The following is a 22,234-nucleotide window of genomic DNA, read 5'->3' on the forward strand; positions in this document are numbered from 1 at the left end:
CGGACGCGACGGCCGCGCACACGCGAGCCGGGCCGCGAACGGCGGATGCTCGGTCTCGCTTCGCTCGAAACCGGGAGTTGAGGTGCGCTGGGTGCGTCGGCATTCGGGCGCCGGACACGGGGCATGCGGCTGGAGCGAGTTGATCATCACTCCGCCCGGTACGGGATGGTTGCTCTGGAAGTGCGGCCGCTCTCGCATGCGAGGGCTGTGTTGATTTGCCGACGTCAGCGGGGGATGCACGGGGCTCGCTTCGCTCGAAAGACATGGTTGGGGTGCGTTGGGGGCGTCGGTATTCGCGCTCGGGACACTGGCCGTGCGCTCGGAGCGGATCGTCGGGGCGGACCGGTACTGAGTGGTCGTGGATGTGCGGGGGTAGGAGCTGAGACCGGCCCGCGCGACCCACCCGTCTGGTACGGCCGGTGCCCCGCTGTGGCGGACCAGTTATAGGCTCGCGATCGTGGGAGTACCAACTGCAGGGCCGCTTTCGGCGGAGCCGGGACTGGACACAAGGTGGCCGAAGCGCGCTGAGCAGGCCCGCTTGCACTACGTCTCCGGCAAGGGAGGCACGGGCAAGTCGACGGTTGCCGCAGCGCTGGCCCTGGCGCTCGCCGCGGGCGGGCGCCGGGTGCTGTTGGTCGAGGTGGAGAGCAGACAATCGATCGCGCAGCTGTTCGACCTGCCGCCGCTGCCGCCGACCGAGACACGGATCGCCACCGCCGACGGCGGCGGCGAAGTGGTCGCGCTGGCGCTGGACATCGAGCACGCCTTCCTCGAATACCTCGACATGTTCTACAACCTCGGCTTCGCGGGCCGCGCGATGCGCCGCATGGGGGCCATCGAGTTCGTCACCACGATCGCGCCCGGTCTGCGCGACGTCATCCTGACCGGCAAGATCAAGGAATGCGCGGTTCGCGTGGACAAGTCCGGTAAGCGGGTCTACGACGAAATCGTGGTCGACGCACCGCCCACCGGCCGGATCGCCGGCTTCCTCGACGTCACCAAGGCCATGGCCGAGGTGGCCAAGGGCGGGCCGATCGCTTCGCAGGCCGAGGGCGTGTCGCAGCTGCTGCACTCCGATCAGACCATGATTCACCTGGTCACGCTGCTGGAGGCGCTGCCGGTGCAGGAGACCGCCGACGCGATCGCCGAACTCACCGCAGCCGACCTGCGCATCGGCACCGTCATCGTGAACCGCGCGACCGAAGGCCAGCTCCCGCCCGAACTGGGCGCCCAGGCCGCTCGCGGCGAACTGGACGCCGACGCCATCCGCGCGGGCCTCACCTCCGCGGGCATCACCCTCACCGACGGCGACTTCGACGGGCTGCTCACCGAAACGATCGAGCACGCCGCCACGCTGCAAGCACAGGACGACAGCGCCGAGGAACTGGCCAGGGTCGACATCTCCCGGCTCTACCTGCCCGCCCTCCCGGACGGGATGGACCTGGGCGGACTGTACGAACTAGCCGAACACCTCACCGCACAGGGAGTCCGATGAGCACGCCGCCCCATCCCACGGCTACCCGGCTGGATATTTCGCGGATCATCGCCGACCCGTCCGCCCGGGTTGTGGTCTGCTGCGGCTCCGGTGGCGTCGGCAAGACCACCACCGCCGCCGCCCTCGCGCTGCGCGCCGCCGAGGAAGGCCGCAAGGTCGTGGTGCTCACCATCGACCCCGCGCGCAGGCTGGCCCAGTCACTGGGCGTCGCCGACCTCGGCAACAACCCGCAGCGGGTGGCGCTGGGCCCCGAGGCCAAGGGCGAACTGCACGCGATGATGCTCAACATGCGCCGCACCTTCGACGACATGGTGCTCGAGCACACCAGCGGGGAGAAGGCGGAGCAGATCTTCGCCAACCCCTTCTATCAAACGGTCGCCTCCTCCTTCGGCGGCACACAGGAATACATGGCGATGGAGAAGCTGGGGCAGCTGGCCCACCGGGGCGAGTGGGACCTGATCGTGGTCGACACCCCGCCTTCGCGCAACGCCCTCGACTTCCTGGATGCTCCCAAGCGGCTGGGCAACTTCCTCAACGGCCGCATGATCCGGGTGATCATGGCGCCCGGCCGGGGCGTGACCCGTCTCGTGACCGGCGCGATGAGCCTGGCGGTGCGGGGTGTGTCCACCGTCGTCGGTGGGCAGATGCTCAAGGACGCGTCGAACTTCCTGCAATCCCTCGAGTCGCTGTTCGGCGGCTTCCAGGAGCGGGCCGAGCGGACCTTCGCCATGCTGTCGAAGCCGGGTACGCACTTCCTCGTGGTGGCGGCGCCGGAACCGGACGCGCTGCGGGAGGCCTCGTTCTTCGTCGACCGCCTCTCCACCGAGCGGATGCCGCTGGCGGGGCTGGTGCTCAACCGCACCCATCCGGTGCTGAGTTCGCTGCCCGCCGATCACGCGCTCACCGCCGCCGACCAGGTGGCGGATTCCGATCCGCGCACCGCGGCGGTGTTGCGGGTGCACGCCCGCCGGGTCGTCACCGATAAACGCGAGCAGCATCTGCTGCACCGCTTCACCGGCGCGCATCCGCGGGTGCCGATCGTGTCGGTCACCGCGCTCCCGTTCGAGGTGTCCGATCTCGACGCGCTGCGCGTCGTGGGCGATCAGCTCACCGGCACGGCGCGCGCGACCGCTTGATACTTAGGCGTATCCGCTATTGCTCCGAACGGAAATATTGCTCCTGAAACGAAACTGAGCCCGCTCGCGCGGGCTCCGTTTCGATGTGGCCGGATTACATCGCCACTTGATGCTGGCGCTGGGCCTGGAAGAAGTCGGCCCACGAGGTCACTTCCGGATGCTGCTTCAACAGGGCGCGACGCTGCCGTTCCGTCATGCCGCCCCACACACCGAACTCGACGCGGTTGTCCAGCGCGTCGGCACCACACTGCATGAGCACGGGACAGTGCCTGCAGATCGTCGCCGCTTTGCGCTGCGCCGCGCCGCGGACGAACAACTGATCGGGATCCACTTCCTTGCATCGGGCCTGGGCTACCCAGGCGATCCTCGCTTCGGCCTGCTCCACGTCCAATCGAGCGATGGGGGTTGTCATGTGCATTTGGTGTGCCCCTTTGCAGTCCGAACACCGGGTCAACGGCGCTCCAGAATCGCGTTGCCACCGCGCAGCACCCAAACCCCGCTGCGAAGTGCACCACATTCCACTTTGAGTGTTAGCTCTATCACACTGGGTTCTCAATCTAGGTAAAGGTATGGCGCTTGCGCAAGACCACCTCGAGATTTTTTGGTACGTCCGTCCCTGCAAAGCGGGGCACGCACTGGACGGGCAGGCAGATTGCGTACGCGCCCTCATGCGACACGCCGCCCCCGATCGCGCGACACGCCCATTCCGGTTCGCGAACAACCAGTTACGGCCTCCGGACAAATGCCGCCAAGAAGGCTCGAATGGCAACCCGTAGTCTTGTTTCGTGCCGATCACACATACGCTCGCGCGGCTGGCCGGCAGTTGCGTGCTGGCCTCCGTGCTCGTCGCCGGGTTGTTGTTCCCGCTCGCCGGCGGCTTCGGGTTCGTCTCCAACCGTGCCGCCGACGCCGTCGACAACGTCTCCTCGGAGCTGGTCGAGGGCACGGCGCCCGCGGTCTCGACCATGGTCGACGCTGCGGGCAATCCGATCGCCTGGCTGTACGAGCAGCGCAGATTCGAGGTCCCCAGCGACCGGATCTCCAACGACATGAAACTCGCGATCGTGTCCATCGAGGACCGTCGCTTCGCCGACCACGAGGGCGTCGACTGGCAGGGCACGCTGCGCGCGTTCCTCACCAACAGCGCCAGCGGCGAGGTCCAGCAGGGCGCCTCGACACTGGATCAGCAGTACGTGAAGAACTTCCAGCTACTGGTGGTGGCCAAGACCGACGCCGAGCGCCGCGCCGCCATCGAGACCACTCCGGCCCGCAAGATCCGGGAGATCCGGATGGCGCTCACGCTGGACCGGGAGCTGACCAAGGACGAGATCCTCACCAGGTACCTCAACCTCGTCCCGTTCGGTAACTCGTCCTACGGCATCCAGGACGCCGCGAAGACCTACTTCGGCGTCGACGCGGCCGATCTGAACGTCTCACAGGCCGCGATGCTGGCCGGCATGGTGCAGAGCTCGTCCAAGCTGAACCCCTACACCAACCCGGACGGCGTGCTGGCCAGGCGCAACACGGTGCTGGACACGATGATCCAGAACATTCCCAGCCGCGACGAGGAGTTCCGCGAGGCGAAGACCAAGCCGCTGGGCGTGCTGCCGGAGCCCAAGGGCCTGCCGCGCGGCTGCATCGCGGCCAACGACCGCGGCTTCTTCTGCGACTACGCGCTGCAGTACCTGGCCAACGCAGGCATCAGCCGCGAACAGATCGAGAAGGGTGGCTACCTGATCAGGACCACCCTCGATCCCGCCGTCCAGGACTCGGTGAAACGAGCGGTGACCGACGCGGCGAACCCGAACCTCGACAACATCGCGGAGGTCATGTCCGTGGTCGCGCCGGGGCAGGACACGCATCCGGTGCTCGCGATGGCCAGCAGCCGCACCTACGGCCTGAACCGGGACGCCAGCGAGACCGTGCAGCCGCAGCCGTACTCCATGGTCGGCGACGGCGCCGGCTCCATCTTCAAGATCTTCACCACCGCCGCGGCCATGGAGAAGGGCCTCGGCATCGATGCCCAGCTCGAGGTGCCTGGGCGGTTCGAGGCCAAGGGCATGGGTAACGGTGGCGCCCGCGGGTGCCCGGCCGCCACCTACTGCGTGGAGAACGCGGGCCGGTACAAGTCGCCCATGTCGGTGACCGAGGCGCTGGCCACCTCGCCGAACACCGCGTTCGTGAAGTTGATCCAGGCCGTCGGGGTCACCCCCACCGTCGACATGGCGGTCCGGCTCGGCATGCGCTCGTTCACCGAGGCGGGCACCTCGGGCCACGGCAACCAGAGCCTGGCGGACATGATCAAGGACCAGAACCTCGGCTCGTTCACCCTCGGCCCGGTCGCGATCAACCCGCTGGAGCTGTCCAACGTGGCCGCGACGCTGGGTTCCGGCGGCCGGTGGTGCCCGCCGAACCCGATCAAGGAGGTCATCGACCGCGAGGGCAAGCAGGTGCCGCTGACCCAGCAGGCCTGCGAGCAGGTGGTCGAGCCCGGCCTGGCCAATACTCTGGCCAACGCGATGAGCAAAGACGACACTTCGGGCACGGCGGCGGCCGCGGCCCAGTCGGTGGGTTGGAATTTCCCGATGTCGGGCAAGACCGGTACGACCGAGAGTCACCGCTCCTCGGCCTTCCTCGGTTTCACGAACGCGCTGGCCGCCGCGGTCTACGCCTACGGCGACAGCCCCACCCCCGGCGAGATCTGCTCGTTCCCGCTGCGCAACTGCGGCGACGGCAACCTGTTCGGCGGTAACGAGCCCGCTCGCACCTGGTTCAACGCGATCAAACCGGTGATACCGCTGTTCCCGCCGCCCGGGTTGCCCCCGCTGGACGACAAGTACGTGCGCGGCGCGAACAACGCGCAGGTGCCCGATGTCGTCGGCAAGACCCAGGGCGAGGCCACCGCGGCGCTGGTGGCCGCAGGCTTCCAGGTGTCGCCGGTGACCGGGGCGGGCGATCGCCCCAAGGGCACCGTGATGGGCACCGCGCCGAACGGATCGGCGATCCCCGGCTCGGTGATCACGCTGTACATCAGCGACGGCACCGTCCGGGCCGCGCCGCCGCCCGGGCCGCCCGCCCCGCCGCCGGGCATCCCGGGACTGCCGCTACCGCCGCAGCTGCCACCGATCCCGATTCCGATTCCGATCCCGCGCTGACAGGAGAAAGGGGCCGCGAACCACACGGTTCGCGGCCCCTTTTCTCGTCGCGGTCCTACAGCCGCGCCTTCACTGCGGCCGAAATGCGCGAGCCGTCGGCCTTGCCCGCGGCGAGCCCGGTGGCGATCTTCATGACCTGCCCCATCTGACGCATGCCGGGACGCTCGCCGATCTCCTCGGCGACCTGTGCGATGGCGGTGTCGGCGAGGTCGGCGACTTCGGCGTCGGTCAACTGGGTCGGCAGATACTCGTCGATGATGCGCGCCTCGGCGTGCTCGTTCGCCGCCAATTCGCCGCGCCCGGCCTGCGTGTATACCTCGGCGGATTCGCTGCGCTTCTTCGACTCCTTCTGCAGCACGGAGACGACCTCGGCGTCGGTGAGCTCACGCGCCTGGGTGCCGGCGACCTCGGCGGTCTGGATCGCCGACAGCAACATCCGCAACGTGGAAAGGCGCAGCGTGTCCTTGGCTTTCATCGCGGCGGTGAGATCCGCTCGCAGCTGCGATTTGAGTTCCGACATGCCGCTCACGGTAGCGGCTCCGGGGCGGTGGTCCCACTACATTTGCCGCGCGGCCCGATTTCCCGCCGAGAAAAGGGGCGCTTGTGCGGAAACACACTCGGCGCTCCTGAGCGAGGTCACCTATGCTGGGCAAATGCCCGTGATCTCGACCTCTGCTGTACGCACGACCGCGCTGGGAGCCGCCGGGGCCGCGGTGGCCGGAATCGGCTACGCCTCGCTGGTCGAACGCAACGCCTTCGTCCTACGGGAGGCGACCATGCCTGTGCTGGCGCCGGGGTCGTCGTCGCTGCGGGTGCTCCACCTCAGTGACCTGCACATGACGCCCGGGCAGAAGCTCAAGCAGCAGTGGCTGCGGGAACTGGACCGGCTGGAGCCGGACCTGGTGATCAACACCGGCGACAATCTCTCGCACCAGAAGTCGGTGCCCGCGGTGGTCCAGGCCCTCGGCGGATTGCTTTCCCGCCCGGGGCTTTTCGTTTTCGGCAGCAACGACTATTTCGCGCCGGTGGCGAAGAACCCGCTGAAGTACTTCAAGAAGGACCACCGCCGCACCTACGGCGCTCCGCTGCCGTGGAAAGACCTGCGCGCGGCCTTCACCGAGCGCGGCTGGCTCGACCTGACACACGTGCGCCGCGACCTCGAGGTGGCCGGTATCCGCATCGCCACCGCCGGCGTGGACGATCCGCACCTGCAGCGCGACCGGTACGACACCGTCGCAGGCGCCCCGAACCCGCTGGCCGATCTGCGGCTCGGCCTCACCCACTCCCCCGAGCCCCGAGTGCTGGACCGCTTCGCCGAGGACGGGTACGACTTGGTGCTGGCCGGGCACACCCATGGCGGCCAGTTGTGCCTGCCCGGCTACGGCGCGCTGGTCACCAACTGCGGAATCGACCGGTCCCGGGTGAAGGGTTCCTCGAAGTGGGGCGAGCACACCCGGTTGCACGTCTCCGCGGGTGTCGGCACCTCCCCGTGGGCGCCGTACCGTTTCTGCTGCCGTCCGGAGGCGACCTTGTTGACGCTGGTCGCCGCACCGCCGAAGCGACCGGGAGCCGACACGGGCCACGGAGTGTCGGCATCGGAGGCCGTCGCCCGCTAAGGTCCCCTGCCGAGACGTGTGGCAGGTAGGGGACAACTGTGAGTGGATTCGACGACCGGCGCGACGACCCGACGATCATGGGACGGCCCGCCGGGCCGCCGGATCCCCGGCAACAGCCCTTCCGCGCACCGCATTCCGCGTTTCCTCCGGCGGGAGACGACGCAGGTGCCCGGCCACCGGAGGCAGGAGCCGGTAGCCCCCGAGAGTGGTCCCCCTGGCAGCCGAGCGGATACGACGAACCGGCCCGCCCTCCTGTCACGCCTTGGCAGCGCGGCGCACCGGAGCAGCCGACCTCGAACGGGCCTGCCCCGATGTCCCCGTGGCAACCGGGAGCCGCGACAGGTGACGGCGACGGGCCGCTGGATCCGGGGCAGGTCGACCCAGCCACGCAGTGGCAGCCGAACCGAGAGCCCGCCCCGACACTCCAGTGGCAACCCGGCGTCCAGAGCGACCCACCGACATCTCGGCTGTCGGACGGCGACTCGGGCTCGCAGCCGCACACACCGGCCGAGCCGACCGTGCTCGCCGAGTGGGTCAGCCGACGGCCGGGGACCCCGGGCCGCGACGATCCCACCAGGTCGGCCCCACCCCTCGGGCAGACACCCTCCGACCAGTGGCAGACCCCGCCGGATCTCGTCCACGGGCGCAACGATCCGACGATGCTCGGACAGCCGCTCGGCGCACTCGACCAGCCCGCCCCCTTCGGCAACCGGACGCCGGGCCCCGGTGGCCAGGCGCCACCCCAGCTCGGCTATCCGGGCGCCGGTCCGTTCGGTCAGCCGGTCCAGGCTTCGCAGTGGCAACCCGCAGGCGGCCCGGTGCGGTACGGCACGCCGCCGGATGGCCGGTATCAGTCCGGCTACGGTCCGCAGCGCGGATTCGGAGGACCACCACCGAACCATCCGAACGGGAGCGGCCGAGGAAAGCTCGTGCTGTCGGCCGGCCTGGCGGTGTTGCTGGTGGCCGGTCTCGTGGCCGGAATAGTAGCCCTGAGCACGATGAAGACGGACGATGATTCCGCTCGGGACACCGCTCCATCGATGGTGAACGCCCTCACCACCACGACGGTGGACGCGCCCACCCGGACCACGACCAAAGCGGCACCCACGACGACCGCGCGGGGCTCCGGTGACAAAACACCGGTGATCCCCGGATATCAGGTCGTCAGAGCACCCGACAGCGGCGCAGCCTACGACGTGCCCGGCGACTGGACGATCGCGCCGCAAGGCACCATCGGCGGCTTCGGCGAGCCCCCGAACGCCGTCGCGGGTAAAGGCCTGGCCAGCGAGGGCAAGGGCTACTGCCCCGGATCGACCCGCACCGTCGCCTTCCTCACCGGCTCGGGGACCTCCGACCCGGGAAAAGCGGCCACCGAACTCGGCGTCAAGACCGCCACACTCGCCTATAAGGCGACGCCCGGCGGCACACCCGCTCTGCCCATGCCGCTGGCTTCGCTGGACGGCTCCCAGCACGGCATGTTCGTGGAGACCAAGGGCACCGTCACCGACGCCAAGCCCGGCTGCGCGAAGGCGTACTCCGTGTACACCGCGGCGTTCCCCAACGACAACGGGAACTTCGTCATGGTGATCGCCGCCGACACCGGCGTACCGCACGCCATCGACGCCGACACCGCCAAGCGCATCTTCACCAGCATCCGCCCCCTCGCAGGCTGACTGACCTGCCGGTTTAACGTCTCGGGCCGCCCTGTTGTAAGCTACTCCAGGTCCACTTCACGGGGTGTGGCGCAGCTTGGTAGCGCGCTTCGTTCGGGACGAAGAGGTCGCAGGTTCAAATCCTGTCACCCCGACTCGTGGTTGAGACGACGGGAAGGCCCCTGACCGGTTCACGGTCGGGGGCCTTCCTCGTTATCGAGGCAGCGGTGGCGACGCCGATGCCGGAGGGCAGCGAAAAGCAGGGTCGAACGCCACCCGCGACAGAATGGGGTTCGCCGTGACGACGCTCCTACCCGCGCCGACACCGCGTCGATCCGATGTCCGCAATGGCGGACGACCCGTTCACCGACGCATAGCTACCCGCGCTGGCCCGAATTCGTCTGTGCACCAGCAGCTTTAGTGAGGTGGGCCGATCCGGATGCGTAGGCCCGGCACCATGCAGGCCTGCGCGCGACCGGACTTGGGCGCTGCCCGTCGCGCGGCCACTGCGGCCGCTCGCCATTGCCGACGAACCCGACACGATGACGGTCGGCGGTCCGTCGTAGGTTGGACCGCTGGTATGCGGGAATATCATCGCTGGATACTTATTTCCGCAATCGACGAAAGGTCGGCAGATGAGCAAGCCCGCCGATAGCGTGCCCGCGGACAAACCGCTGTCCGGGAAGACCGCCCTGGTTACGGCGGCCTACACCGGAATCGGCCGGTCGATCGCGAAAACGCTTGCCGCGCAGGGTGCACAGGTCGTGGTGCACCATCCGCACTTTCCCGAGCCCGCCGCGGACGTGGTGAAGGAGATCACCGAGGCAGGCGGCTCGGCGCTGGCACTGGCGGCGGACATCGCCGATCGCGGTGAGTACGAGGAACTGGTGCAGGCGCTGCTCGACGAATGCGGCGGCTGGCACGTGCTGGTCAACACCGCGGCGGTACCGGAGTCCGAGCCGTTCCCGAAGCTCAGCTCGGAGGCGTTCGACAGCGCTTTCGCGGCGACGGTGAAGGGCGTGTTCCACGGCCTGCAGCTGGCCTTGCAGCGTTTGGCCGACGAGGGCCGGATCATCACGGTCTGCGATCCCGCGGACCCGGGCAGCGCGGTGCACGACGCGACGCGCGGCGCGGTCGAGCAGCTCGGCCAGGCCGTGGCCCCGGACTTCGTGCCGCGGCGGATCACCGTCAACACGGTCAGCTACGGCGTCGGCACGACCGACAACGCGGAACTCGAGACCGCCCTCGCCGCGCTCGAGCCGGCCGAGCCGGGCGCGGTGGTCGCCTATCTGGCCGGCGCCGGGGCGAGCACGGTGAACGCGCAGGTGATCCGGCTCAACGGCACCGGCGGCCGCTAGCCCTGCGGCGCGCCCGCCGCAGCGAGCGCGCCGCAGGACGGTCAGGCGACGATCGTGCTGCCGTAGGTACTGAAGCCCCGGCCCAGCGCCTGGCAGGTGAAGCTGCCGTGGAAACCGACCTGGCACGACGCTCCGGCGTGCTCGATGATCGGACCCCACGGTCCCGAGCCGGTCTTCACGTCGTCGATGCGAGGATTGCCACCTGGCAGGGTGTACGGCGTGCCCGGATCGAAGGTGGGATGCGCGGGCAGCCAGGGCTGGTCGATCGCGATTTCGTTTACCGGCACCGGCACCGGCACGTACGTGTCGCCGATGTAGTAGCTCATATACATGGGAGAGGCGAGATCACATCCGAGCGAGCCGTTCGCGAAGATCGCGCAGTTCGTGCTGCCCACCGAAAAGTAGACCGTGCCCGCGTCCGCTTGGGCGTTACCGGCCGCGAGGATCGGCGCCGCCGCCACCGCGGCGAGCGCTCCGGCGAACTTCGTGCTGCGCTTCATATTGTCTCCCTGTTGCTTCGCTGATGGACAACCGGTCCGATGACTCTGCTGAGTCTGTCGAACCGGGACGGGATTCCGTTTCGCCGGGCCCCACCGACCGGTCGTCCGGGCACCGCGCCACGCACGGCGCGGTGAGCAGACGCTAACGCGGCGATAACTTACGGACACCCCATCGACATGCGAGGTCAATAGCGTATACAGCCATGTCGACACGGATAGCGACCCTGGCGGACGCGGCGGGCAAATCCCTGCGCGACGTGGTGTACGAGGCACTGCGCAGCGAGCTCATGAACGGGGACATCAAGTTCGGCGAACGTCTGACCGAGCCGAAACTCTCCGCGCGATTCGGCATTTCGCGCACGCCGATCCGCGAAGCGCTGACCGTCCTGTGCTCGGACGGACTGCTGCAACGCGAAGAATACGGCTTCAGTCCGGTCCGGCCGAGCATTCCGCTGATCCGGGACCTGTACGAGTTGCGAATCACCCTGGAACTGGGCGGTCTTCAGCGCGCGATGACCAATCCCGCGGTCGCGCACGACCGGGAGCTGCTGGAATCCGAGCGCGCCGCCTGGCTGGAGCTGCGCGCCGACCCACCGGAACAGGAGCCAGGTTTCGTGGTGCGCGATGAGGAATTCCACGTCACGCTGCTCACCGCGGCGGGCAACACCGAGATGGTGCGGGCACTCAAAGCGGTGAATTCCCGCATCCGTCACGTGCGCATGTACGACTTCATGGTCAACAACCGGATCGAGACCACCATCGCCGAGCATCTGGGCATCCTCGACGCCGTGCTGGCGGACGATCTCCCGCTGGCGTATCGGCTGTTGCACACGCACATCGGTGAATCGCTGGACGTGGTGCTCGAACGGGTCACCCGTGCGATCGCGGCGATGTCGCTGGCCACGGATTAGCGGGGAGCGGTAGTGGGGCTGGAATTCGATGCGGTGCTCGTCGCGAACCGCGGCGAGATCGCGTGCCGCATCATGCGTAGCGCCCGGGCACTCGGGCTGAAGACGGTCGCGGTGTACTCCGACGCGGATGTCGGGGCGGCGCACGTCGAGATGGCCGACGTCGCCGTGCGTCTGGGTCCTGGCCCGGCCGCGGAGTCATACTTGCGCGCCGACTTGGTGGTCGACGCGGCGCTGGCGACCGGGGCCGGGGCCATTCATCCCGGCTACGGATTCCTCTCGGAGAACGCGGAGTTCGCCACGGTGGTGGAGGAGGCGGGCATCGCGTTCGTCGGACCCACTGCCGAGCAGCTGCGCGTCTTCGGCGACAAGCACACCGCCCGTACGGCGGCGCGTGCGGTCGGCGTACCGCTCATTCCGGGCAGTGACCTGCTCGAAGCGGCCGATCACGCGGTGGCGGAGGCGGAGCGGATCGGCTTTCCCGTGATGCTCAAGGCGGTCGGCGGCGGTGGCGGCATCGGCATGCAGGCTTGCTTCGGCCCGGACGAGGTGCGCGCGGCCTACGAGCGCGTGCAGCGCATCGCGGCGGCGAACTTCGGTTCGGCGGGCGTCTTCCTGGAGCGTTTCGTCGCGCGGGCCAGGCACGTCGAAGTGCAGTTGTTCGGTGACGGCCACGGCCGCGTCGTCAGCCTCGGCACCAGGGACTGCTCGCTGCAACGCCGCAACCAGAAGGTGATCGAGGAGGCGCCCGCGCCGGGACTCCCCGCGCAACTGTCGGAGCGCCTGCTCGCCGCGTCCCGGGAACTCGCCCGCTCGGTCGGGTACCGCTCGGCCGGGACGGTGGAATTCGTCTACGACGCCGACAACGGAGCCGCGTCGTTCCTGGAGATGAACACCCGCTTGCAGGTGGAACATCCGGTCACCGAGGCGGTCACCGGCGTCGATCTGGTGGAGTGGATGCTGCGCCTGGCAGGCGGGGACACCTCGATGGTGGACGAACTGCCCGAGAGCGGTCCTGCGATCACCGGTCACGCGGTGGAAGCCCGCGTCTACGCGGAAGATCCCGGCCACGATTACCGCCCCAGCGCGGGCCTGATCACGGCCGCGCGCTTCCCGGACGACGTACGGGTGGACACGTGGGTCGACACCGGTTCTGAGGTCAGCCCGTATTACGACCCGTTGCTGGCGAAGGTGATCAGCGCGGGCGAGAGCCGAGCGGACGCCTTCGCCGCGCTGCGCACCGCGCTCGCCGCCACGCGGATCTACGGCGTGCAGACGAACCTGCCGCAGCTGCGCCAGGCCACGGCCGAAGGCCGGGTCCTGCGCACCGAGCACACCACCACCACGGTGGCCGAGATCCGCCCGGTCGGCCGACGCATCGACGTTCTGCGCGGCGGGACCATGACCACGGTGCAGGACCACCCCGGTCGGATCGGCCTGTGGAACGTCGGCATACCGCCGTCCGGCCCGATGGACGACCTCTCCTTCACCCTCGCCAACACCGCGGTCGGCAACCCGGCCGGGGCCCCCGCGCTCGAATGCACCCTGGAGGGCCCCCGATTGCGGTTCTCCGATACCACCCTCGTGTGCGTGACCGGTGCGCCTGCTCCGGTGACCGTGGACGGTCGCTCGGTGTCCATGTGGGAGCCCGTCAGGGTGGCCGCGGGCGCGGTGCTGGACATCGGCGCACCCACCGACACCGGCCTGCGCACCTATCTGGCGGTGCGCGGCGGTATCGACGCGCCGCTCTATCACGGCAGCGCGGCCACCTTCACCCTCGGCGGATTCGGCGGGGTGACCGGTAGCGCCGTAACCACCGGCGACGTGCTCGGCATCGCCCCGGTCGACGCGAGCGCACTCGGCTCTCCCGCCGCGGTGCCGCCGGATGAGCGGCCCGGTTTCACCCACGAGTGGCAGCTCGCGGTAGGCGTCGGCCCGCAGACCTCCGCGTACTTCACCGACGCCGACATGATCCAGTTCTGCACGCACCCGTGGCGGGTCGGCAGCCACGCCAATCGCACCGGCATCCGCTTGGAGGGCCCGAAACCGGCCTGGTCGCGCACCGATGGCGGCGAGGCCGGGCTGCACCCGTCCAACCTGCACGACAACCCCTACAGCGTGGGCGCGCTGAACGTCTCCGGTGACACGCCCATCCTGCTCGGACCCGACGGCCCGAGCCTCGGCGGATTCGCCTGCCCGCTGACGGTGGTGTCCGCGCATCGCTGGCGGATGGGACAGTTGCGTCCCGGCGACTCGGTGCGGTTCGTGCCGGTCGACGACGACAAGGCGGCCGCGTTGCGTTCGTCCGGTGGCGGTCGCGTGCCGGATCTGGTCACCAATGCTGCTGCGGCCCTGCGTGATCGCGGTGTTCTCGGCGGACTCGACGCGTCGCGGGACCGTCCGCGGGTGCGGTACCTGCGCGCCGGGGACGACAACATCCTGGTCGAATACGGCGAGATGGTGCTCGATCTCGGGCTGCGCATGCGGGTGCACGCGCTGGCCGAAAGCCTCGCCGGCGTCCGGCTGCCCGGCATTCTCGACGTGACGCCCGGCGTCCGGTCCCTGCACATCCACTTCGACCCCGCGGTGCTGCCGCTGTATCGGCTGCTCGGCACGTTGACCGAACTCGAACTCGAGCTGCCCGCCACGACCGACCTGGTGGTGCCGAGCCGCACCATCCGGTTACCGCTGTCGTTCGACGACCCGTCCATCGCCGAAGCCATCGACCGTTACCGCAGCGGTGTGCGCGACACCGCGCCATGGCTGCCGTCGAACATCGAGTTCATCCGCCGTATCAACGGGCTCGCCTGCGTGGACGATGTGCGCACCACCGTCTTCGACGCCGAGTATCTGGTGCTCGGACTCGGAGACGTATACCTCGGTGCGCCGCTGGCGGTTCCGCTGGATCCGCGGCACCGCCTGGTCACCACCAAATACAATCCGGCGCGCACCTGGACCCCGTCGGATGCCGTCGGCATCGGCGGCAAGTACCTGTGCGTCTACGGGATGGCCTCCCCGGGCGGCTATCAACTGATCGGCCGCACGGTGCCGATCTGGTCAAGCTACCGGCAGTCCGCGCCGTTCGAACCGGGCACGCCCTGGCTGTTCCGGTTCTTCGATCGCATCGTCTGGGAACCGGTCGGCGCGCAACAGTTGCTCGAGTACCGGCGCGCGGCCGAGGCGGGCAGGTTCGACGCCGAGGTGAGCGAGGGCAGTTTCGCGCTCGCCGACCACCTGCGCCTGTTGCGCACCGAGGCCGACGCCATCGCCGAGTTCGAGGCCGGGCAGGCCGCCGCGTTCGAGGCGGAGAAGGACGCGTGGCGGGCGGCGGGCGAATTCGAACGCAGCACCGTCGCGCCCGTCGCCACGCCGATCGACAACCCGCTCGCCGGGCTGCCCGCCGACGCGACCGTGGTGTCGGCGCCGATGATCGGCAATGTCTGGCGGGTGGAAGTCGAACCAGGTCAGCAGGTCGAGGCCGGTGCACCGGTGGCCGTCCTGGAGGCGATGAAACTCGAACTGCCCGTGCACAGCCCGAGCGCGGGCACCGTGCTGAAGGTACTGACCACCCCCGGCGCCAAGGTGGAGCCGGGGACGCCACTAATCGTGATCGGAGTCGACTGAATGCCCGCAGGCGTCCTAGGCAATACGGCGGCCGACCCCGTCGATCGCGTCGCGGCCGCCTATCGGCGGATCGCCGAGGTCGATCGGCCGGAGGTGTGGATCACCCTGCGACCGGAATCCGAGGTCGCCGCCGAAGCGGCCACCCTTGCGCGGCGGCTCGCCGCCGGAGAGTCCTTGCCGCTGGCCGGAGTTCTGGTGGCGGTGAAGGACAACATCGATGTGGCGGGGCTGCCGACCACTGCGGCCTGCCCGGAGTTCGCCTACCTGCCGGAGGTGACCGCGGCGGCGATCGAGCGATTGCTCGCGGCCGGGGCGCTGGTGCTGGGAAAGACGAACCTGGATCAGTTCGCCACCGGGCTGGTCGGGACGCGCAGCCCGTACGGCGCGGTGCGCAACGCCCGCTATCCGGAGCTGGTGGCGGGTGGCTCCAGTTCCGGTTCCGCCGCCGCGGTGGCGCTCGGCATCGCGGACATCGGCATCGGCACCGATACAGCCGGGTCCGGCCGCGTGCCCGCGGCACTGCACGGGATCGTCGGCATCAAGCCCACCTTGGGAGTGATCCCGGCGCATGGGACCGTGCCCGCCTGCGCCGATTACGACGCCGTCACGGTCTTCGCCACCGACCTCGACTCGGCGGTGTCCGCGGCCGCGGTGATGGCGGGCCCCGAGCCGCGCGACCCGCGCAGCCGGACCTGGCCCGCCGACGTCCGGCTGGCAGCCCCGCTCGCGCCGCGCATCGCCGTGCCGCGCCCGGAGGACCTGACCGCGCTCGGCGAGCCGTATCGGGAAGCGTTCGCCCGCACCGTCGCCGGTGTCGCCGAAATCGGCGCGAAGACCGGGGAAATCGACATCTCCGTCCTGATCGACGCCGCGCTCTTGCTCTACGACGGTGCGCTCGTCGCCGAACGTCATGCCGCGGTGGGCGCGTTCCTGGACACCGCTCCGGCGGGCGCCGACCCCACGGTCACCGCGATCATCGGCGCGGCGCGGGAGAAGACCGGCACGGCGTTCGCCGCCGATCTCGAGCGGCTGGCCCGCGCGAAGGCGGCGGCCGCAGGACTGCTGCACGGCTTCGACGCACTGCTGCTGCCGACGACCACCGAACACCCCAGCATCGCAGCGGTGCGAGCCGATCCGATCGGAATCAACCGGCGGATGGGCACATACACCAATTTCTGCAATCTGCTGGACATGGCCGCCGTCGCCGTCCCCGGCGCGTCCACCGCCGACGGCGCGCCGTTCGGAGTCATGCTGGTCACCCCCGCCTTCGCCGATCAGGTGGCCGTCGACCTCGCCGCCCGCCTGCTCGGTTCGGAGAGCTCGCCGCTGCTGGTCGACCGCGGTGTCGACCTCGCCGTCTTCGGAGCACACCTGCGTGGGCAGCCGCTGCACTTCCAGCTCGAGCAACTCGGCGCCCGCTTTCTCGGCGAGATCCGGACCACCGACGCCTACCGGCTGACCGCTCTCGACACCACGCCGCCCAAGCCGGGGCTGGTGCGGCACGGACCGGGCCGCGGCGCCCCGATCGAGGGAGAACTGTTCCGCGTCTCCGCCGCCGGGTTGGGTGCGTTCCTCGCCGAGCTTCCCGCTCCCATGGCCCTGACCAGCATCGAACTCGCCGACGGCCGCGAGGTCGTCGGTTTCACCTGCACCTACGATGCCGCGAGCGCCGCTACCGACATCACCCATCTCGCGAGCTGGCGCACCTACCTCCAGCGTCGTTCCTAGGTCGCGCTTTTCACCGATGGCCCATGGCCGCGAGGGCTCCTCGCCGCCATGGGCCATTGCGCTGCCCACCTGATTAGACATTTGTTCTAGACAGTTGTGCCAGTCTGTGTTAGACATATGTCTAAGACATTTGGTCAATCCAGTGGGAGTCGAGGAAAGTCATGAACGCCAAATCCGTAAGCCAGCTCCGCGTGCTCGTCGCCGGCGGCGGCATCGGCGGCAATGCCGTTGCGCTGCAACTGCTCCGGTCCGGCATCCGGGCCACCGTCGTGGAGCGCGCCTCGGCGCCGCGGCCCGGCGGGCAGGCCGTCGACCTGCGCGGGCCCAGTCGCGAGGTGGCCGCGCGGATGGGCATGATGCCGGGCATCCGCGCGAACCAGCTCGACGAGCGCGGCATGAAGTACGTGGACGCCGCGGGCGGGGAGATCCTTCGCATGCCCGCCGAACTCTTCGACGGCAAGGGCGGGGTCGCCGAAATCGAGATCACCCGTGGGGATCTCAACCAGGTGCTGCTCGACCTGCTCGCCGCCGAAGGCGGCGTCGACTACCGGTACGGCGAGTGGATCACCGAGATCCGGCAGGACGACGCGGGCGTCGACGTCACCTTCGCCTCCGGTGCGACCGAGCGGTTCGACATCGTAATCGGCGCGGACGGGCTGCACTCCGCCACCCGCCGGATGGTCTTCGGCCCCGAGGAACAGTTCGCGACGTACCTGGGCGGATACATGTCGTTCTTCACGCTGCCGCGCCCGGAAGACCTGGAGCCGCACTGGTTCACGATGCATTCGCTGGTGGGCGCCACCGGGCTGGGCATGCGTCCGGACGCCGACCCGGCCACCTGCAAGGCGCTCGTCGTGATCCGCGCGGCCGCCGATCCCGCGCTGCGCCGGGATGTCGCCGCACAGCAGCAGTTCATCCGCGACCGCCTGGCCGGCGGCGGCTGGGAATCGGCTCGCATCGCGGCGGCCGTGTCCGAGGCGCCGGACTTCTACTTCGACGAGTTGGCCCGGATCGACATGCCGAGCTGGGTCGAGGGCCGAGTGGTCCTGCTCGGCGACGCGGGCTACTGCGGTTCACCGCTCACCGGCCAGGGAACCGCGATGGCGCTGGTGGGCGCGTACGTCCTCGCCGGTGAGCTGGCCGCGCACGCCGACAACCCCGACCGGGGCCTGGCCCGCTACCAGGAAGTGCTGCGCCCCTTCGTGAAGACGGCCCAGCAGTTGCAGCCGGGCGGCCTGAACGCTATGACGCCCAAGTCTCGCTTCGGCATCCGCGCGGGCCACGCCCTCAGCAAGCTGATGATGTCGAAGGCGATGCGCCCGGTGATGATGCGGATGTTGAGCAAGACCGAGAGCTACGACCTGCCCGACTACTCGGCCGCGACGGTCTGAGCCCACGCGCGGCGGGCTCGCGCTTCGACCGGAGTCCCGCGCGGCTCCGGTCGACGACGTGCCGGATCAGGCGATCACCGTCCGGTCGTCGAGCAGGAACGGCAGCACGAAGTCGCGCAGCATCGCCCGTTCCTCGTCTTCCCCCGCACCGGGCAGCGACAGCAACGACACCATCGCACGCACCACCCACCGACCGACGCGCTCGGCGGCGACGGCGGGCAGCCCGGGGCGGAATCCGGCGACGAAGTCCGTGGCCAGCGCGTCCACCACGCCCGCCGAATTCGCCAGCTGGGCAACGATGCCCGCGTTGGACGGTTCGAACCAGACCGCCAGATGCGGCGTTTTCCGTACCTCGGCGAGCAGCGCGGTCAACGTGTCGAGCAACTGCTCCCCCGGCTCCGCGCCCGCGGGCGCCGCGCGGTCGCGCCAGACTCGCTCGATCAACTGCCGCGCCTCCCGCCCCGCGAAGGCCACATACAGCGCCTGCCGATTCTCGAAGTAGCGATACAGCGTCGCCCTGGAACAGCCTGCGGCGTCCGCGACTTCGGCCATGCCGACCCCGCTGACGCCCTTGTCGATGAACAGCGCGCGCACCGCGTCGAGAATGCGCTCACCGGCCAGCTCGGTGCGGCCGTCGGCCAGCCAATCGCCACTCATGCCGTGTCCTCTCCTACTTCACCGCACCGCGGCGCCACTCCGACAGCGGTACCGACCGCCGCGCCGAGTTCTCCGGCCCGCCGACGCCGGGTTCACCCGCTGCGGCGCGGGCGACGCGCGCGGTCCGGGTCGCGCCACCTCGCCGCTCAGGCCCTGCACCGGAACGGCACAGTAGTCGGCCTGCGAACGTACGGACCGCTCGCGTACTCGACCGCGTCGATGTCGACCACGTACTCGGGGAACCGATCGAGCAGCTCCTCGAGCGCGACCCTGGCCTGCATCCGCGCCGCCGCCGCACCGAGACAGTGGTGCGGCCCGTGCCCGAAGGTGAGGATGCGCTGCGGGTTCCGGTCGATGTCCAGTTCGGCGGCGTCCGCGCCGAACGCCCGCTCGTCGCGGTTGGCGGACCCGAACACCAGCAGCACTTTCCGCCCCGCTCGCACCGTCTTCCCGGCCAGTTCGACATCGCGCGTCGCGGTTCGCGCCAACCCTTGCACCGGCGAGGTGAGCCGGGCGAACTCCTCGATCGCGACGCGAATCCGGTCCGGCTCCGCGGCGAGCGCGGCGCGCTGGTCCGGGTGCTGTTGCAGCAGTTGCACGGCGCCGCCGAGCAGGCCCGTGGTGGTGTCGTTGCCGCCCGCGACCATGGTCCAGGCGTAGGCGAGGATTTGGATCAGCCCGCGCACGTCCGTGTCGTCGGCCGCCATTCCCGCCTGGACCAGCAGTGACACCGTGTCGTCGCCGGGATCGGAGCGCCTGCGTTCGATCAGCCCGGCGAAGTAACCCATCATCTCCGCCGACGCCGCCTGCGCCTTGGTGTTCGTCCGGTCGATGCTGCCCGCGACGACGGCGTCGGTCCACCCGTCGAACTTCGCCCGGTCCTGTTCGGGCACCCCGAGGTAGTACGCCACCACCATGCTCGGCAGCGGCTTGAACAGCTGCTCGACGATGTCACCGCCGCCCTGTGCCCCGAGGTGGTCGAGCCGGTCGCGCACGAACCGGCGGACCACCGGCTCGACTTCCTCGACCTGACGCGGGATGAACCCGCGAGCGACCAGTTTGCGGAAGTCGGTGTGCTGCGGCGGGTCCTGCATCACCAGCGGCGGGTTGTCGGTCAGGCCGAGTTCGTCGAGTTCGCCGTATTCCACCGTCAGCCCGTCGCGAGAGGAATACGTTTCGCTGTCGCGTGCCGCCGCGTACACGTGCTCGTGCCGGGTGAGCACCCAGTAGTCGTTCTCCGGGCGCGCCGCGGGCACGACGTGCTGCACCGGATCGTGCTCACGCAGCGCCCCGTACATCTCCCAAGGCGATGCCCAAGTGGCGCCGGAACGGAGTTCGAACACTGGAGCCGACCGATACGCAACGTTCACCATGTATCGACCGTAAGACAGAACTAAGGATCTGTCTAGAACAGGTTCCAGAAGGCGGGCTGTCCGCCCTCGCGACCAGCCCAGCCGCACCTTTCCGCTGCGGACCCGGTGCCGCCACCCACCGGTTACCTTCGGCAGCGGCAACCACCGTGTCGTTGCCGGTCAGCTCCAGGAAGAGCCGGTGCGAGCGTCCGCTCCGCATCCGCGTCCACCGGGCCGGCCACCCCTCGTAGACCGGCCCGGCGGACACCACCCCCGAGGTCCGGCCTGTCACCCCTCGAGACAGGTCGTTCCCCGGTTCGCACCTTCGGTGCTGGGCTTGTTCCTCCCGCGAGACAAACAATGCAGGCCGGCGCTTGGCACGCACTTAAGAAGACCTTGCAAGATCGAAACCGCAGGTGAGCGCACCTTTACCAAGCGGTGCCCGGCAAGCTCCTACCGCGCGGGGCCGGATCGCGGGATGATGGTGACGAGTGCGCCGAACGATTGGGAGCGACGATGGAAACCGTGGTGGTCTGGATTCTGGCCAGCCTGCTGTACTGGTGGGGCCTGCTGTAGGTGTACGAACCTGGCCGCCCGAACCCGGCCAGGTCCACTACAGTCCCCGCGAAAGTCCGGCGCACCGCGGCGACGGAAGCGCGCAGCCTGCGATGCCGATCGGTTCGATGGGGCGGGCGCCGTGGGTCACCGCAGACGTTCTACGGCTACCTTCGTCACTTCCACCAGCAAGTCGCTGTTCGCCTCGGCGTCCGCGTCGGACTTGCGGCTCATGATCGCGATCACGATCGGCGCCCGGCCACCCTCGGGCCAGACGATCGCGACGTCGTTGGCCGAGCCGTAGGAGCCGGTGCCGGTCTTGTCGCCGGTCACCCAGTTCGCGGGCAACCCCGCGCGGATGCGTTCGCCGCCGGTGGTGTTCGCCTTCAGCCAGGCCACCAGCTGATCGCGTTCGGGCGCGCCGAGCGCGTCGCCCAGCGCCGAAGCGCGGTAGTCCGCCGCCAGCGCGGCGGGCGTGGTGGTGTCCCGCTCGTCACCGGGGATCGCGGTGTTGAGTTCCGTTTCCCAGCGGTCGAGCCTGCTCGCCGGATCGCCGAGCGTGCGAAGGAATGCCGTGAGCCCCTCAGGCCCGCCGATCTCGCGCAGCAACAGGTTGCCCGCGGTGTTGTCGCTCCGGGTGATCGCGGCCTCGGCCACTCGCGCCAGGGTCATCCCGTCGACCACTCCCGCACTGGTCACCGGCGAGTGCTCGACCAGATCCGCTTCGTCGAACCGGATCACTCGATCGAAATATCCCGTGTCGAGCGGATGCGATCGCAGCAGGGCGGCCGCCGCGAGCGCCTTGAAGGTGGACAGGAACGGGAAACGCTCGTCGGCGCGGTGGGTCACCGTCCTGCCGGTGCCGGTGTCCACCGCGAACAGCCCGATCTGCGCGCCGTAGCGAGCCTCCAGGTCCGCCACGCTCGTGCTCGCGGCGGGACTTACTTGGACGCTGGATGTGATCGAACCCGGCTGCGCCGCATCCGTGCCCGTGCCGCAACCGGCCAGCAGAGCCAATGCGGCGGCGAGCGCCACCCGGTGGTCGCGTGTCAGCCGAGACATGCCATCACTCTGGCACCCGGGCACCTACCGGGCAAACAGGATCGG

General features: G+C 69.4%; 17 protein-coding genes and 1 tRNA gene. 12 read left to right on the forward strand and 6 right to left on the reverse strand.

Annotated features, from left to right (window positions below; genetic code table 11):
- Positions 1–457: 457 nt before the first annotated feature.
- Both bagA and bagB read left to right on the forward strand, forming a co-directional pair.
- A complete protein-coding gene (bagA, locus tag NG1_RS17750; RefSeq protein ID WP_062972237.1) occupies positions 458–1,495 on the forward strand; it encodes an ATPase BagA in 1,038 nt (345 codons plus the stop codon).
- On the forward strand, positions 1,492–2,631 hold the full coding sequence (gene bagB, locus NG1_RS17755) for an ATPase BagB (protein ID WP_062972240.1): 1,140 nt from the start codon (positions 1,492–1,494) through the stop codon (positions 2,629–2,631). The genes bagA and bagB overlap by 4 nt, the downstream gene beginning before the upstream one ends.
- Positions 2,632–2,725: 94 nt before the next feature.
- On the opposite strand, the gene NG1_RS17760 is transcribed toward bagB, so the two are convergent.
- Entirely contained in the window at positions 2,726–3,049 is a 324-nt protein-coding gene (locus tag NG1_RS17760; protein ID WP_014981178.1) for a WhiB family transcriptional regulator, read from the reverse strand.
- 367 nt (positions 3,050–3,416) lie between these two features.
- On the opposite strand from NG1_RS17760, the gene NG1_RS17765 reads away from it, so the two are divergent.
- Positions 3,417–5,786, forward strand: a complete 2,370-nt coding sequence (locus NG1_RS17765; RefSeq protein ID WP_062972242.1) for a penicillin-binding protein — start codon at positions 3,417–3,419, stop codon at positions 5,784–5,786.
- 55 nt (positions 5,787–5,841) lie between these two features.
- On the opposite strand, the gene NG1_RS17770 is transcribed toward NG1_RS17765, so the two are convergent.
- Entirely contained in the window at positions 5,842–6,306 is a 465-nt protein-coding gene (locus NG1_RS17770; protein ID WP_040864453.1) for a GatB/YqeY domain-containing protein, read from the reverse strand.
- A gap of 133 nt (positions 6,307–6,439) precedes the next feature.
- Here NG1_RS17770 and NG1_RS17775 point away from each other — a divergent pair, with 133 nt between their 5' ends.
- The 4 genes from NG1_RS17775 (at position 6,440) to NG1_RS17790 (ending at position 10,412) form a co-directional block, all read left to right on the forward strand.
- A complete protein-coding gene (locus NG1_RS17775) occupies positions 6,440–7,402 on the forward strand; it encodes a metallophosphoesterase (RefSeq protein WP_062972244.1) in 963 nt (320 codons plus the stop codon).
- 659 nt (positions 7,403–8,061) lie between these two features.
- Positions 8,062–9,075 carry a DUF8017 domain-containing protein gene (locus NG1_RS17780; RefSeq protein WP_157114100.1) on the forward strand — a complete coding sequence of 338 codons (1,014 nt, stop codon included), beginning with the start codon at positions 8,062–8,064 and terminating at the stop codon, positions 9,073–9,075.
- Positions 9,076–9,135: 60 nt separating this feature from the next.
- Positions 9,136–9,209: transfer RNA gene (locus NG1_RS17785), tRNA-Pro, on the forward strand.
- A 480-nt stretch (positions 9,210–9,689) separates the two neighbouring features.
- Entirely contained in the window at positions 9,690–10,412 is a 723-nt protein-coding gene (locus tag NG1_RS17790; protein ID WP_062972248.1) for an SDR family NAD(P)-dependent oxidoreductase, read from the forward strand.
- Positions 10,413–10,453: 41 nt separating this feature from the next.
- Here the strand turns inward: NG1_RS17790 and NG1_RS17795 are convergent, their stop codons facing one another.
- Positions 10,454–10,912: a hypothetical protein gene (locus NG1_RS17795; protein ID WP_062972250.1), complete on the reverse strand. Its 459-nt coding sequence runs from the start codon at positions 10,910–10,912 to the stop codon at positions 10,454–10,456.
- Between the two features lie 203 nt (positions 10,913–11,115).
- Here NG1_RS17795 and NG1_RS17800 point away from each other — a divergent pair, with 203 nt between their 5' ends.
- The 4 genes from NG1_RS17800 (at position 11,116) to NG1_RS17815 (ending at position 18,563) form a co-directional block, all read left to right on the forward strand.
- Positions 11,116–11,823, forward strand: coding sequence for a GntR family transcriptional regulator (locus tag NG1_RS17800; RefSeq protein WP_062972252.1), 708 nt, complete (start codon positions 11,116–11,118; stop codon positions 11,821–11,823).
- A gap of 72 nt (positions 11,824–11,895) precedes the next feature.
- Positions 11,896–15,444, forward strand: a complete 3,549-nt coding sequence (uca, locus tag NG1_RS17805) for an urea carboxylase (protein WP_062972424.1) — start codon at positions 11,896–11,898, stop codon at positions 15,442–15,444.
- Complete coding sequence (gene atzF / locus NG1_RS17810) at positions 15,445–17,172, forward strand: allophanate hydrolase (protein WP_062972254.1); 1,728 nt, start codon at positions 15,445–15,447, stop codon at positions 17,170–17,172. It begins immediately after the preceding gene.
- A 161-nt stretch (positions 17,173–17,333) separates the two neighbouring features.
- Entirely contained in the window at positions 17,334–18,563 is a 1,230-nt protein-coding gene (locus NG1_RS17815) for an FAD-dependent monooxygenase (protein WP_062972256.1), read from the forward strand.
- A 66-nt stretch (positions 18,564–18,629) separates the two neighbouring features.
- On the opposite strand, the gene NG1_RS17820 is transcribed toward NG1_RS17815, so the two are convergent.
- Positions 18,630–19,220: a TetR/AcrR family transcriptional regulator gene (locus tag NG1_RS17820; RefSeq protein ID WP_062972258.1), complete on the reverse strand. Its 591-nt coding sequence runs from the start codon at positions 19,218–19,220 to the stop codon at positions 18,630–18,632.
- Positions 19,221–19,366: 146 nt separating this feature from the next.
- Positions 19,367–20,593, reverse strand: a complete 1,227-nt coding sequence (locus NG1_RS17825; protein ID WP_062972260.1) for a cytochrome P450 — start codon at positions 20,591–20,593, stop codon at positions 19,367–19,369.
- A gap of 417 nt (positions 20,594–21,010) precedes the next feature.
- Between NG1_RS17825 and NG1_RS36765 the strand changes: the two genes are divergently transcribed.
- Positions 21,011–21,148 carry a hypothetical protein gene (locus NG1_RS36765; RefSeq protein ID WP_157114101.1) on the forward strand — a complete coding sequence of 46 codons (138 nt, stop codon included), beginning with the start codon at positions 21,011–21,013 and terminating at the stop codon, positions 21,146–21,148.
- A gap of 126 nt (positions 21,149–21,274) precedes the next feature.
- On the opposite strand, the gene bla is transcribed toward NG1_RS36765, so the two are convergent.
- Positions 21,275–22,189, reverse strand: coding sequence for a class A beta-lactamase (bla, locus tag NG1_RS17830; RefSeq protein WP_062972262.1), 915 nt, complete (start codon positions 22,187–22,189; stop codon positions 21,275–21,277).
- Positions 22,190–22,234: the final 45 nt, after the last annotated feature.

The sequence above is a fragment of the Nocardia gamkensis NBRC 108242 genome (assembly GCF_001612985.1).
Lineage (GTDB): Bacteria > Actinomycetota > Actinomycetes > Mycobacteriales > Mycobacteriaceae > Nocardia > Nocardia gamkensis.

Bases quoted from the DNA above. Each gene is read 5' to 3' on its own strand.
- bla (WP_062972262.1), bottom strand. From the start codon at position 22,189: ATGTCTCGGCTGACACGCGACCACCGGGTGGCGCTCGCCGCCGCATTG.
- NG1_RS17780 (WP_157114100.1), top strand. From the start codon at position 8,062: ATGCTCGGACAGCCGCTCGGCGCACTCGACCAGCCCGCCCCCTTCGGC.
- uca (WP_062972424.1), top strand. From the start codon at position 11,896: ATGCGTAGCGCCCGGGCACTCGGGCTGAAGACGGTCGCGGTGTACTCC.
- NG1_RS17815 (WP_062972256.1), top strand. From the start codon at position 17,334: ATGAACGCCAAATCCGTAAGCCAGCTCCGCGTGCTCGTCGCCGGCGGC.
- NG1_RS17790 (WP_062972248.1), top strand. From the start codon at position 9,690: ATGAGCAAGCCCGCCGATAGCGTGCCCGCGGACAAACCGCTGTCCGGG.
- NG1_RS17800 (WP_062972252.1), top strand. From the start codon at position 11,116: ATGTCGACACGGATAGCGACCCTGGCGGACGCGGCGGGCAAATCCCTG.
- NG1_RS17775 (WP_062972244.1), top strand. From the start codon at position 6,440: ATGCCCGTGATCTCGACCTCTGCTGTACGCACGACCGCGCTGGGAGCC.
- NG1_RS17825 (WP_062972260.1), bottom strand. From the start codon at position 20,593: ATGGTGAACGTTGCGTATCGGTCGGCTCCAGTGTTCGAACTCCGTTCC.
- bagB (WP_062972240.1), top strand. From the start codon at position 1,492: ATGAGCACGCCGCCCCATCCCACGGCTACCCGGCTGGATATTTCGCGG.
- NG1_RS17770 (WP_040864453.1), bottom strand. From the start codon at position 6,306: ATGTCGGAACTCAAATCGCAGCTGCGAGCGGATCTCACCGCCGCGATG.
- NG1_RS17760 (WP_014981178.1), bottom strand. From the start codon at position 3,049: ATGCACATGACAACCCCCATCGCTCGATTGGACGTGGAGCAGGCCGAA.
- atzF (WP_062972254.1), top strand. From the start codon at position 15,445: ATGCCCGCAGGCGTCCTAGGCAATACGGCGGCCGACCCCGTCGATCGC.
- NG1_RS17795 (WP_062972250.1), bottom strand. From the start codon at position 10,912: ATGAAGCGCAGCACGAAGTTCGCCGGAGCGCTCGCCGCGGTGGCGGCG.
- NG1_RS17820 (WP_062972258.1), bottom strand. From the start codon at position 19,220: ATGAGTGGCGATTGGCTGGCCGACGGCCGCACCGAGCTGGCCGGTGAG.